Consider the following 13395-nt stretch of genomic DNA (forward strand, 5'->3'; position numbering starts at 1 on the left):
TAGACCGGGGTAGACATTAAACGGCTAAAGCTTTTTCCATATCGGATTCATTTTCAACACTGGTTTTTCGGTTGAAGCAGTAATTTTTCAGAGTGGTGCGCTCGTCCTCATGACCGACCTGTTTCCTTATTTCATTAATGTTAATACCTCCATCAAGAAGAGAGGAAATATAGGTTTTACGTATCTTATGAGTGCTTTTACTGGATATATTGATATGATCGCAGTATTTACGGATACGGGTATCAATGGCCCGGGGATTGATTCGTTTTCCACTATGGATAAACAGGAAACCATCATCATAGAAACTGTTTTCTTTATTGGAATCAAGAATCACCTTGATGATACGTCTTGCTTCCTCTGTCAGATAAATCATACGGTCACCAGCGGAGGACTTTGTATGTTCTACGGCTTCCCATCTGGCAGGATACCATGATCCGTCCGGACGTTGCCGTTCCTGCTTCTGGACCATTCGCTGAATATGTAGATATTTTCCATCTGAGGAAATATCGGTTTCTTTGATTGCGATAAGTTCTCCTAAGCGTACTCCTAATTGAAATGCCAATGGAATGGCTAAAGCAGAAGTACAATTCTTTTCCTCAAAGTCTGACCATGCTTCACACTCAATCAATGGACGCTCATTAGTAAGAAATACTTGTGTCCCGTCTTCCGGCTGTTTTACTTTCTTTAACAGCTTTTTGTCTACGGTAAACTGATTATAAGGATTTAAGGGAATCAGTTCATGGTCAACGGCATAATCAAGGCACTGACGGACAATCATGGACATGTTATAATACTGGGTTTTGGTCAGTTCCTTGTCCCTTACTTTATTCAATGCCCATTCCTTTAAGATCGCTTTTGTAAAGGTTCTAATATCCATGTCAATGATAGGATCATTTGTATAATAAGCCTTCCAGTCATTGTCAATTCTTCGGATATAGCTGGTAGCATTGGTTTCCAGACCTTTGATATTCAGCCATAAAGGATAAATGCTTCTTATGGTGGATAACCGTTCCTGTTCCTTCTGATTTTTCTCGTTCTGTTCCAGTTCCAGATAAAAGTCAATGATTTTACGTTCCAGCTTTTCTTTTGTGGTAGCGGTAACGGGCTTTCGTCCCTTTGGTTTTGTGGAATCAGGAAGATAGGAGAGAAAAGTTCCTTTGTCGTTCGTCCAGATATGGTAAAAGTTTTCAATGTGCTCTTGTAGTATGGCATTCTCTATTTTTTGCTGTTTTTTCATGTTATATAATTCGAGAAGCTCTTCTGTATCTAAGTCCATTATATCACATTTTGACAAAAATGTCCATTTATCTATTGGCAAATTGCAAGGATTATTGTTATAATTACACAAAAAATGTACCACCCTTTCGAGATGATACAGCTTGCAGAAGTTTGTGTTTGAATGTTTTTAATGGTTAGTCTGGTATGATATGTTATTTCATTTCATGGTTTGATTTTTTGTTTTATGATATATTTTAAGTTTGTTTACGTTGCAAGTGTATCATGAATCATTATCAATATAGTAAGTAACCGGGATTTTTATTCCTTCCTCCGTTATGACATAAGGAGTTCGGTTCTGTCTGATTGATTCAAACAAGCTGGATCGTGAAACTCCTCTTACAACAGCTAATTCTGACGGAGTGAAATATATAATGACTTTTTGCATAAGGTTCCTTTCTTGTCCCCTAGCTTTATAATGGAGGAAGCTCCAATTGATTGGGGACAGGGGAAGTATTTTCAAATGGGGTAGAATCAGGATTGCATGATTCAAATTCTTTCCGGTGTGGATTCTGCTCCATGGTAAGATATTCTTCTACGGTATAATCTTTGTATTGACCGATCTTGTAATAATGCCTTACATGATTGATACGGGCAAGAAATGCATTCCATGATTCTGGTTCTTCTCTTTGGATATTTGGATACTGTTCCAATAATGATATATTGGAAACGATATACACGTTTTCATGGAGACAGACCCGGTTGGCATATCGGCAATTTAGAGTTAAAGGCTGTCCATCACAAAGAGCTAAAATTAGGGAGAAGGGGAGTGCGCTCCGGTATTCATCAAGTAAAAGCACTCTGGTTCTAGCCGTATCATATTTATCCCATATGCCATTGCCTTTATAATCTACAACGGAATAGATTTCACTGGAATCGTGGGATTGGTAAACGTATGAAGTTTTTCCTGTCCGGGTTTTTCCGTATATATACCATATGGTTAAGTTTCGGTAGTTCTTTCCCTTTTCTTCCCAATAGGCTTGTCGGTATTGCTCAATAGCAGGGATACGGAGTGCCATTGAGGGAACAGCCTGAACCACTTCCATGTTAGAAGCTCCGTCTTGTACTAAGGAAATCATTAAATCTATATCATTTCTATGTCCCTGATTTTCCTTTCCATCAATAGGGCATTCACAGGATTCAAAGAATGTTTCTATATGATTGGTATCTTTCTTGTCAGAATCAATGTAGGCCCCTTCCTTCCTGACATAATCTCTATTCTCTTGCGAAGATGAATTCCGTATTATTTCAATGTGTGCATTTTCGAATTGTTTTGATATAGTCTCCATAAGCTGGGGGTTTTTAAATTTTATATACAGGTGGAAATGATGGGTTCCAGATTCCCCGGTTTCATAGCAATAACAATAATATTCGGTTTTCCATTTTTCCATAACTTCTTTAATCTTTTCAGAAGTAAAGCCTTTGTTAAGCGGGTTATTGCAGGTGATTTGCATACGTCTTGAACGGGTAGACATGATAGCTGCCATTCCTTTCTTTTTGATTTGATGGATTAAATTGTTAAAACACATGACACATATGTGCCTAAAGGTTAATACTGGCCTTTAGGCTTTCAGGGCTTGCCCGCCACGCTCCGCATGGCGGACGCCCTGAAGCAATTCTATCTTTTGACTGCGTTCCACAAATCCCTATGCATAGCCTCTGTATTTTTAGGAAATGGGACTCTGATTTTCGTTAAATCGGAGTCATTAACAGTCACATAACCAACGCCAGTGGGGCATGTTTCTATGAAATCTTTGTAATTGGGCATGAGCATTCCCACCGTTTCCTTGCTTGGTGCCTGGAGCAAAACTTTATGGGAGAAAGACTCCCTACTTCCTGATGAAAACAACTCAGCCAGAGGTTTTTGACAGGACGATATGATGTGAATTTGCTTTGCACGACTTAGATTTAAAAGCCTTGCCATTTTTGACATAAAATCCTTCTGTTCTTTGGAAGGCAGGCTTAATAACCAAGATGGATATTCGTCTATATAGAGAATTAGCCATGGATAAGTAGTATTATGCGATAAGCGTGTTTCAAAAATATCGTAAAATTCCAGAAAACCTTCTGTACAGAGATCGTGCTTATAGTAGTGTTTAGCCCCTTCTAAGTAAGCAAAATCGATGTTCTTATAATCAAGAACATATATCTGACATCTTGGTAAATGACGGGCTAACTTACTTAATACACCTTGTGCAAGGGTGGTCTTCCCGGAGCCTGACGGGCCTGATAATAAAAGACGATATCCGTCTTTCATCATATCCCATTCAATCCAGCTAGTAGCCCCGTGCTGCCAATATGTTTCATTTACAAAAGGTCTGATGATTCCATTTCCATTATTCATTGTCATGGTAATCATAATCATCTAATGAACGCTCGACTGTATTAATATTAAGGGAATCAATCATTGCCCGGTCGTAGGCAGCTTGTTCGGAATACTCTCCGTTAAAAGAAAGTACAGTAGTAAGTATGACATGGGTTTTCATATCGGAGATATCAGAAATCATTAAAATATCAGACCGATTCGTGTGTGTGGGACTGATGATTCCAAAAATCCCATAAACACTGATTTTTTGATCAATGATGCTCTGTATCACGGAATTTAACAGGGACACATTAATGTCGTCCAAACAAGTTTTAGGTATCCGAAATTGGTGGAATATCAAACCGTCCTTTATATACGATCCCGTACTTGGTGAGCCTAATTCAGCCGGGTTTAAAGGGCGGTAAAGCCCCGTGAGACTCTCGAAATTGGATTCATTCAGCACTTGTGTAAATAAGAACTTTCGTACTTTTTCAAAAGAACCATGACTAAATTTGAGCTTGACACGATCTTTTGCAAGGGCTCTTTCCTGTTCCTCCGTCTTCTTTTTGTCTCTTTTTTCAAGGTATGTTAATCTCAGCCAGATGCCGCCTAGTGCGGTAGCGGCTACGCCGAAAAAATGAATCTGTATAAACTCTGTAATTGTTTCAAAAAGATAGGTTGCCATTTTTATTAAAAAAAAGATGGTTAAGAATATTCCAATGGTTCCAAGTAGGAACATACCTAACTTTTTGTATAGTCCATTGGAACGGGCTTTGGAATGCCCGTCCTTTATGGATTCTGTTAGTGACTGAAAAAACATTTTGATATTGTCAAACTTCATAGTTTAGTATCCTCCTATAAAAGTGGTTTGGCCAACTTGGAAGATAAAACCACCATATAATTTCCGCCATTGCGTGTACTTCTATATTCGCAAACGAGATCATATGATTTGTTTTTTTCGATTGCCTGATAAATATCTGCGTTTATAGGAAGTTCGGCAATCACAGAATTGTCGTCCTGGCCTATCGTAATTCGGTAAGCCTGTTTGATCTGACCGTCCCGGCCTGTATACTGGGATTCTTTTTTATTAAGAACAAGTACATTTGTTTGAAGTCTCATAATAATATTTTCTCCTTCTCTTATACGATGTGGAACAGCACCGAAGGTGCTAGTTAAGTGCAGAGCCATTTGTGATTAATGGGCAAAGTGCATAATCACATAATGCATTTTCTACAGTTTTATAGTTGCTGATAAGGCTTTCTATCCTTATTTTTAGATTAGCCAATGATAGTTGGAATTCATATGGTATAGAAGGTTCGTTTAAAGTCTTTTCCGTATCTTCTAAAATTACCATTAAGTCAATAACATCACAGAGCTGATGAAAAACACATTTATTGATCTCAGTTCTTTGTCCTTCCTGGCATTCAGATAAAGTCTCTTGAAGAATAACGAGATTACTTTCTGACTGATCCAGAATAAAAGAAGCAAGAGTTAAAAAGCCATCGATATTAACACATAGTTTCTTGTATTCCTTCATTCTACCTTTCCTCTCCTATTGTGCGTCGGGGAGGGCCCTTCCCCGATGCTTGCATTACTTAATTCTTCCAGTCCTCTGAGCGGTTCTCCAGAGAAACCATAGTGAAAGCGTTGGTCTCACAATATTCCTTTCTAGTGGTGAAAATAATTGATTTTCCGTCTATAAAATCTGCATAACTAGATACTAGGAAATCTTCGTTGCAGTCATGGAGAAAATCAGTACAGTGATGAAGGAGCAGAACAAAGAAATCAGTACAAAGATTTGGTCCTCCTTCCTCTGCTTCATCTCTTGCAATTTCTAAATACTCCTGTAATTCTTCGCTTAATTGTATCATTATCGTTCTCTCTCTTCTTTAAAAATGGTATTATAGTAAGTATATATAAAAACATTGCAATGTTGTTTCCAGATATCATTCGCTGAAAATGAATTTGATAATATAATTCAGGAATGGTTTGGTGATTGGCTAGCGTGATTTCATGTTACCATAAGATTATGGAGAGCAATATATGATGAATGAAAATTTTTTGATTGCTTTAGAGGAAAAAGGTATCATATATTCAAATTGATAAAGGGTTGATATGATATGAAGTGATGCCGTAATATTTATTAAATAATTAAAATGGAGGAAGAAAAATGGTAACATTAAGTAAAATCAGTTATACAGAGGAAATAAAAAAGGAACTACTTAAAGCAGGTAAGGAGGAAAAAGATTTTCATATATCTTTTGAAGAAATGTGCCGCGAGTTGTATTCTTTTAAAGGAGAGGTGGAATTCAGAAAAAGAATTCAATTACATGCATTAATGAAAGATATTTCTTTGGGACAACTAAAAGATATGTTAAAAGGACATGGAGTGGGAGAGGATGCGTCTAATAAGTGGTTTTTGGGGATAAATCCTTTTCCAGATGATATAAAACATCTGCTTTTAGAGTATTTCAAATTAAAAGATGAATTAACGTTAGAAGAGAGAGTTTTATATTTTAGAGCTCATGAAAATTATGATAAACTTTTATCCAAAGGAAGAGGAAGATTGAGTGATGAAGAAAAAGAGAAAAGAAGAGTGGTTGTTGAAAGATATAAGGCTATTTTTGAAGTAGAAAAAAATGAATCATATGAGGAACAAGAAAATAATTATTATCTTGAAGAAATTAAAGAAAAATTTGTATCAGTCCCCAAAAAAGAAAAGTATATGTTGGCTAATTATTTCCATGCTTATGTGGCAATTCCATTTGAAGCATTTAATTTTGCCATTAAGTATGCAAAATTGAATGCGGTAGGAAGATGGATGTTAAGGAGAGCAATGAAAAAAATCATTTGTGACAAAGGTAATTCAATTTTAAGGACAGAAGAAATCCATATTATGGAAAAGATGCTTAAAGTTGATAAGCGTTCTTTACAAGATGCTATTGAAAATTCAGATGATAGTGAATTAGAAAAGCTGTTTTATGAGAATGTAAACCATATAAATTTTCATGAAAAATTATTTTTTACAAATATGGAGATTTATTCTCTGATAGAAACCAATGAGTGGAAAATGATTATTGATTTTGTTAAACTTGGAGAGTTTAATAATCCTGAAATACAAAACTTTTCAGATTCACAAAAAAAGGTTGATTATTTTGTAGAAATGCTGAGAAATGATTTTTCTTTGGGGTATTGAGTTTTTCATGTAAATTGATGTAAGTAATTTTTCAACGTAAGTCAGAAATTTTAAAGGAGGCTAATTAGCCTCCTTTATCAATGTTTTTGTAAAAAGTTTATCAATAGGTATTTCAAGTATATCTGCGATAGCAAGTAATTCAGAGGCAGAGATGTGGGCAATATCTTTCTCATACTTGGAATAACTTTGTTTGCTAGTGTTACAGCCTCTTAGTTGTAGTTCTTTAACCATATAGGCTTGAGAGTACTCTCGAATGTTACGAAAGTGCTTGATATTTTTACCTAATGAGATATTAGAATCTGATTTAATTTTAGCCCCACTACTCATAACATAATGCACCACCATTCTTGCCATTTGAATGATTATAAGATATTTTTAGAAAGACTTGGTCGCAAATAAGGGACTTGACCTAAAAACTGAAAAGTGATACTATTAGTAAGTATTTTCCATAGGGATAACAGGAGGAAATGATTATGAAAAAGCCAACAATTGTAGTAGCTATTTTATTCGTCGTCACAATACCTACGTTGACGAGTTATGCGGGGCCTTTTGATACAATCAATGCTAGAGCAAACTCAGGACAAACGTATTCAGCACCGTATTCAGATCCGGCTGCTTTACCCGGTGGAAAAGAGAATCCTTGGGGAGTAGAATATGAAGTACAAGAATATCCCGGACGTATAGTAGGTACTTGGCAAAAACGAGGTGGCGATTATTACTACGTACTACCAGATGGTTCAGATCTCAAAAATAATTATGTAGATAACTTATATCTCTCATGGACTGGACGTATGATACCAGAAAATTATGTATCTGAAAATCGTTTCATGTACAACAGTTTTTATGGAGGACAAGCTCCGTGGTGGGCTCAGATGGACGGGTTTAAAGGAAGCATAACGTCCGGATTATTATACGTAAACTTGGCTAGCAATTACAATAATTACATTACAGAATACAAGGCCGGTAGATGGCAAACTCCTGCTTATGCTAAAGAAGCTTTTGATTGGATGGATGCTCAAATGCCCAATATTATCAATCTACCGGAGCAAGAAAGAGCTATTGCAATAGCTCGACTTATATCAGCTAATATGAATTATGACGGCAGTCAACTAGCGCCTGCTGATGCATTTCACAGAAGATCCGGAGGATTTGACGCATTTATAGGATTGTATAACGCTTTTGCCCGCAGAGCCGGACTTACCGCTAGAGAGGGCGGAAACGGCAAGCGCTTTGATGGTCAAGATTGGCGCTGGAATACTGTAACAATAAATGGCTCCTTATATAATGTGGACACTATCACATTTAAAGCCACACAGCAAGACAGATATTTACTATCCCCGGTTCTGTGGGAAGGTTATGTATCACGTGAAACTCTGAATGCTATAGATAACGAGCGCAGAGCTCAAGATACTGTTGATCCTAATCTTACCAGTATACCGATAGGCGGAGTAAAAGACGGCGGAGCATTCTAGGAGGAATTAAATTATATAGAAAAATAATAGAGGAATTACTAGTGTTATAATAAGCATAAATTTTATTATTATCCACATAGTAAATGCTCAATTTAAAAGAGTATAATCAAGTTAGGAAAGGCAAAATATCTTTCCTAACTTTTTTATTTTGGTAGTATCTTTAATCGAACTATCAAGGGCAAGCGTTGATCCTACGGAACCCCTTACAGCTTTTATTCTTGATGCCTCAATTTTATAGGGAAGAATAAAAGAATTATTATCAACATCTTGTTTTTTGCAAATACGATAGGGTTTGCGTTCTCAATAAATATGGTATTTATGTGAGTATTAGGGTCCTTAGAACAAAGTATTATATAAATTCTTATAACAGTATGGATAGTTACTTATTATTGTGATAATATATTTTTATAACTTTATATCTGCTTATAACAATTATAAAAAAGCTTACATTTGGTCTAATGATTGATGTGCTATTTGTATACCAGAGAAGATAAATATAAAAAAGGAATATGTCGCAGGGTTTGTTGGCTTTAGTATAAATGTTAAGATTGTTGTGTACTAAAAATGTTAATAAATATTACTCTGTTTTTTAATATGTTGGAATACAATGCATAGGGAGATGATAACATGGGGATGATATCTTCAATAATAATGGAATTGATGTTAGATAAATTAAATTCAGAGTTAAGTAAATTGATTACAGAGGCAGGTTTTAGTAGATTTATTGTAAATAGTAAATTGGCGGTAGAAGAATTTGTTACAAAAAATGATGGGACAATTATTACAAGTGGTAATTTCGAAAATTATCTTACATATCAAAAGCCAATTGAAAAAATATATGAGTTTGTCTTGAATCCAGAAAGTACAGAACTTGGGGAAAATAAATTTATACAAGAATTAGTAAAACATTGCAAAGACAGTATGATAAGTTTAAATGGTGTATGCAATACCACAGACGAAACGATATTAAGAGATTTATTTTCGATGTTACTAAAAAGTATCAAGGAGTATCTGATAAATAACTTGGATATGCAAACAAGATATGCTGTTTACAAAAACAAGCAAACTGGGGAGAAAGTAATAGGTGAAGTAACTCAGAAAGCAGAACGACTTGAACGCGGAATAGAAGAAGTTAAGGATCTTTTGAAGAAAAAGAATGAAATCAATGATGATAATATGATTAACAAAATCTATAATTTGTTAAATGAAAAACTATGGAATGGTAACTTAGATGAAGTTTATGACATTTTACCATTGTTACAGGGGAAAAGTGAAGATTTGGAATATGGTATTAAAATTAGTCTTGGTATTATGTCCGATTATAATATTGGAATAGATTTTTCATGGAATCATTTTGAAAAAATAAATAATGTGTATATAAAGGACGATGTTGCAAGAAAAATAGTTTTATATAATTTTGATGATAAGGCTGTCATTAAGGCCATTAATGGAAGAGCAAGCAGTAAACAACTTAATGAAATTATTAAAGGATTGTTAGACGATGATATGAGCCAATTTTTTACAATAAATATTGAAAATAGAAATGGGATGCAATACCATGAATATAAACTTTCTGAGAGATTTTATAATGAAATATGGTTAGTAAAAAGAATATGCCTATTTTATCTATACAAGAAGTCGCTATTTGGAATAGCAGAAATAATGGAATCATTAATTAAAAACGATTCAAATTATATCGATAATATTTTAATTTTAGAACAAAAAGAAAATGAATTGTTGTCTGATCATATCAAAGAAAGGGATTTTATTAATTCACAGCTTATAACTATACTAAATCAACTTAAACAAACTAAAAAGTTCTTTGTTCATTCATGTAATATGGTGCAAAAGAAGTTTTTTTTACTTTGGTTGAGAACAGAGATAATTGTGGAACCTGAAAATGTGAGCGCAATTTATACAGAGTTCCCTGAATGGATAAAAGATGAAGAAGAAATTCAGGAGTTAATAATGCAATTACAAATAACTGATGCCACTGTAACAGAAAATGATGTTGTTAAATTATGCATGAGAACAGGCCGCTATTGGTTGCTAAATAATTATTTAATACAGTGGAGTCAGGAACCGCAAAAAATTCTAGGTATATTAGAGAAATACAAATTTATACTTGATGAAGACATAAGAATCTATCTTATGTACTTACAGGCTAGTAGGATAGTAAATGGAAAACAAACTGCGAATAATTTACTTATACAATATGAAGAAAAATATGGAGATTATCTTGAATTTTTGCTTGAAAAATTAATAAATTTTAAGGATATCAATATCGTTGACTCAGTTTTGATAAAACAGAAAAATAATGAACTTAAATTGATTGACTTGCAAACCGAATTAGAGTTTATTGAAATATTAATGTATTTTAAAAAGTATGATGAGGCAGCTGAAATAATCAAAAAATATGAAGAAGCAAATAGAATGTCATCAAGAATATATAGAATGAAAGCCGGTATACTTATGTCTCAAGGAAATATGATTGATGCCTTGGATATATTTGTTTCTAATTTTAAGAGTTATCAGAGAGATGAATATGTTATTGATACTATTATAGCAATATCACTTGAAAATAAGCGCCAAATTCAAGAATCTGTATTAAATGCGGCCTGTGATATTGGTACTTCGAGATTACTAATGTTATCTGCGATTGCATATGAAAGAAATGAGAGATATGAATTGTCAAAGAAGTATATGACAATGGCCTTGTTAAGAACTAATGATGATAATCAGGACATATTTGGAAGTTATTTGGGGCTCCATTTGAAAGAAGATAGCAGTGACCAAATAAAGATAAAAGGAGCGGATACAGATACTACGCTGTATTTGAAAAATATTAAGACTGATGAACAAAAAATATATTGTATACATCGTGAAAAATTACTGCCAGAGGAACCATATATTTGGGAAAATGCCGTACATATTTATATAGAATCTGCAATTCAGTTGGGATTATTACGCAAAAAAAGTGGCATGACAGTGGTAATCGAATCAGACGAATATATAATTACTGAAATTATGCCGTTAGAGTGCCATTTTTTTAGAACCTGCATGGATAAAATGGTTAATAGCGGTATTGCAAAAGCATTCTCTATTGAAACCAAAGAAGATGAAATTATTAATCAAGAAAAATTTCTACAGTGGATTAAAGATAATACTCCAGACGAATCATCATTCAAATGGCTGGAAAATTATAAAAATATGAATAATATACCAGTGACAATATATTCTTTATGTAGGTTTACGAGATTGACCTATGAGCAGTTGATTTTAGCATTGTTAGAGGAAAAAAGCATTATTATCAGGGAGTTAATTGTTCCACTTAAGGATTTAAAATCTGATGGATATATACTTTCGTTTTCTGCTATTGTTATGCTTTATAAGCTTGGTGTACCAGTATCTTTACTATATGATAAAAATGTTGTAGTTTCAGAGTCTGCAAAGCAAGAGGTTAAAGAAGAGTCAGAGATAATAGTTAATGGTAATAATAGAGAACATGTTTCATCAATGGGAGTACATAACGGACAGATATTTATACAAGTATCAACAGAAGAAGAAAAACAACAATGGATGTCTGATGCGATTGGAATCAGAAGTTACTGCGAAAAAATGCAAACTATAGATAATAATAAAGATATTACGATTGAAGGATTAGAAAAACTTGATCTTAAAAAAATGTTTGGAATATGCGATTATGATACTTTTTCAATTGCGATGAATACGAATCGAAAAATAGTCAGCGCAGAGGTTCTAATTATGGTGATGTCAAGGATAGAAAATTCAAAAATACCTGCGATAGGGCTTCTGGACTTTTTGTGTGAATTGGAAATACCAGTAATTGAATTAATTAGCTATATTCATAAGATGATCGAGTTCAGATTTTTGGTTACTATAACATTAAAATCAATTTCATATATATCTGAAAAATATGATGAAGCAAGCGAAGCAGAGAAAAGTAGCATATATCTTTTATGGGACAAGCTTTTAGCAATAATAGATACTACTGATGACGAATACAAAATGTATTTTACGCAAATTGCAACTGATATTATGAGAAATAAATATGAAGGCGATATTCAAGTTGAAAATATAATTTGGAGGATATTTAGCTTATATGTAATGAAATACAACAATTTTAGAATTAATGTATCTGCAAATGCCAGCGGGGAATTAGAGATAACAACATATAAAATAGGCAAAGAATAAAAAAGTGCCACTTATGGAGACTACATATATAATGATACTTTAACACAATATATTTTAGCTATGCCACGTGATTAGAATATGCAGTAATTATTTAAGAAAGAACTTGGATGAAAGTCACCAAATTTTATTCTACTTTAAAAACGCTATGGTCATACAACCTTTTTTTAAGTGTTACAAGGCGTTTTATTGCATCAGTATTAACACATTCGTTATTTTAGAGACGGTGAAGAAAGAAAAGAAATATGAGGAACTACCATTAGTACTGTAAGTAAACAAGCTAGGAAAGGTGAAGAATCTTTCCTAGCCATTTTTATTTTTTTGGTGTTTTTTTCTGCTTCAAGCCGTCAAGGGCAAGCGTTGTTCCTGCGGAACCTTGACAGCTTTTATTTCTGAATCATTAATATTGGAAGAGAAAATAGAATTACATACTGTTTATAAAGTCTGGTCTAATGGTATGTTTTTTGATAAGACAATAAGGTGGATTATCTCATAAAAGAAGTTATAGAATTATTTCTTACTGCTTTTTATCTATTATAAAGTATTACATGAATTCTTTTAACAGTATGGATATTTACTTATTAGTATGATAATATGTTTATATAATATAATTTATATGTAGAAATGGGGTAAAAGTATGAAGAGTGAAATTAGATTATCTACTATTAGTAGTTTAAAAAATAAAGCCCAAAAGTTAAATTATCAAAAATATTTAAAAAAGGTTCATATAAACAAATTACGTGCCTTCGCAGATCAGACGATAGAGTTTGACTTTCCAGTAACAGCCTTAATTGGGCCTAACGGGGGTGGGAAAACAACAGTGCTCAGTTCATGTGCACTATTGTTTAAGAGTGTACAACCCCGAAACTTTTTTACTAAAAGTCCTCAATTTGATAAAGAAATGTAGGGTTGGTCAATTAGTTATGAAGCCGTTG

Annotated in this window: 12 protein-coding genes; 4 read left to right on the top strand and 8 right to left on the bottom strand. The window is 33.8% G+C overall.

Annotation, left to right across the window (positions count from 1 at the left end; translation table 11 throughout):
• Window positions 1-16 precede the first annotated feature (16 nt).
• The 7 genes from RT269_RS20690 to RT269_RS20720 all read right to left on the bottom strand — a co-directional run bounded on the left by RT269_RS20690 (window position 17) and on the right by RT269_RS20720 (window position 5451).
• Window positions 17-1276 (bottom strand): tyrosine-type recombinase/integrase, encoded by a 1260-nt coding sequence (locus RT269_RS20690; protein WP_313185430.1) that lies wholly within the window; start codon window positions 1274-1276, stop codon window positions 17-19.
• A gap of 412 nt (window positions 1277-1688) precedes the next feature.
• Window positions 1689-2750 carry a hypothetical protein gene (locus RT269_RS20695; RefSeq protein WP_313185432.1) on the bottom strand — a complete coding sequence of 354 codons (1062 nt, stop codon included), beginning with the start codon at window positions 2748-2750 and terminating at the stop codon, window positions 1689-1691.
• A gap of 143 nt (window positions 2751-2893) precedes the next feature.
• The gene (locus tag RT269_RS20700) at window positions 2894-3640 is read right to left on the bottom strand and encodes an ATP-binding protein (protein ID WP_313185434.1); all 747 of its coding nucleotides are present in this window, start codon (window positions 3638-3640) and stop codon (window positions 2894-2896) included.
• A complete protein-coding gene (locus RT269_RS20705; protein WP_313185435.1) occupies window positions 3612-4421 on the bottom strand; it encodes a hypothetical protein in 810 nt (269 codons plus the stop codon). The genes RT269_RS20700 and RT269_RS20705 overlap by 29 nt, the downstream gene beginning before the upstream one ends.
• 14 nt (window positions 4422-4435) lie before the next feature.
• On the bottom strand, window positions 4436-4699 hold the full coding sequence (locus RT269_RS20710) for a hypothetical protein (protein WP_313185437.1): 264 nt from the start codon (window positions 4697-4699) through the stop codon (window positions 4436-4438).
• A 49-nt stretch (window positions 4700-4748) separates the two neighbouring features.
• Window positions 4749-5117, bottom strand: coding sequence for a hypothetical protein (locus RT269_RS20715; RefSeq protein ID WP_313185439.1), 369 nt, complete (start codon window positions 5115-5117; stop codon window positions 4749-4751).
• 58 nt (window positions 5118-5175) lie between these two features.
• Window positions 5176-5451, bottom strand: a complete 276-nt coding sequence (locus RT269_RS20720) for a hypothetical protein (RefSeq protein ID WP_313185441.1) — start codon at window positions 5449-5451, stop codon at window positions 5176-5178.
• A gap of 299 nt (window positions 5452-5750) precedes the next feature.
• On the opposite strand from RT269_RS20720, the gene RT269_RS20725 reads away from it, so the two are divergent.
• Window positions 5751-6776, top strand: coding sequence for a hypothetical protein (locus RT269_RS20725; RefSeq protein WP_313185442.1), 1026 nt, complete (start codon window positions 5751-5753; stop codon window positions 6774-6776).
• A 60-nt stretch (window positions 6777-6836) separates the two neighbouring features.
• Here RT269_RS20725 and RT269_RS20730 read toward each other — a convergent pair whose 3' ends face one another.
• Window positions 6837-7103: a helix-turn-helix domain-containing protein gene (locus tag RT269_RS20730; RefSeq protein WP_313185444.1), complete on the bottom strand. Its 267-nt coding sequence runs from the start codon at window positions 7101-7103 to the stop codon at window positions 6837-6839.
• A gap of 146 nt (window positions 7104-7249) precedes the next feature.
• On the opposite strand from RT269_RS20730, the gene RT269_RS20735 reads away from it, so the two are divergent.
• The 3 genes from RT269_RS20735 (at window position 7250) to RT269_RS20745 (ending at window position 13367) form a co-directional block, all read left to right on the top strand.
• Window positions 7250-8248: a hypothetical protein gene (locus RT269_RS20735; protein ID WP_313185445.1), complete on the top strand. Its 999-nt coding sequence runs from the start codon at window positions 7250-7252 to the stop codon at window positions 8246-8248.
• Between the two features lie 627 nt (window positions 8249-8875).
• Window positions 8876-12463 (top strand): hypothetical protein, encoded by a 3588-nt coding sequence (locus RT269_RS20740; protein WP_313185446.1) that lies wholly within the window; start codon window positions 8876-8878, stop codon window positions 12461-12463.
• 634 nt (window positions 12464-13097) lie between these two features.
• Window positions 13098-13367, top strand: a complete 270-nt coding sequence (locus RT269_RS20745; protein WP_313185448.1) for an AAA family ATPase — start codon at window positions 13098-13100, stop codon at window positions 13365-13367.
• The last annotated feature ends 28 nt before the right edge of the window (window positions 13368-13395 follow it).

It is taken from the genome of Lacrimispora sp. (assembly GCF_032078915.1).
GTDB lineage: Bacteria > Bacillota > Clostridia > Lachnospirales > Lachnospiraceae > Lacrimispora.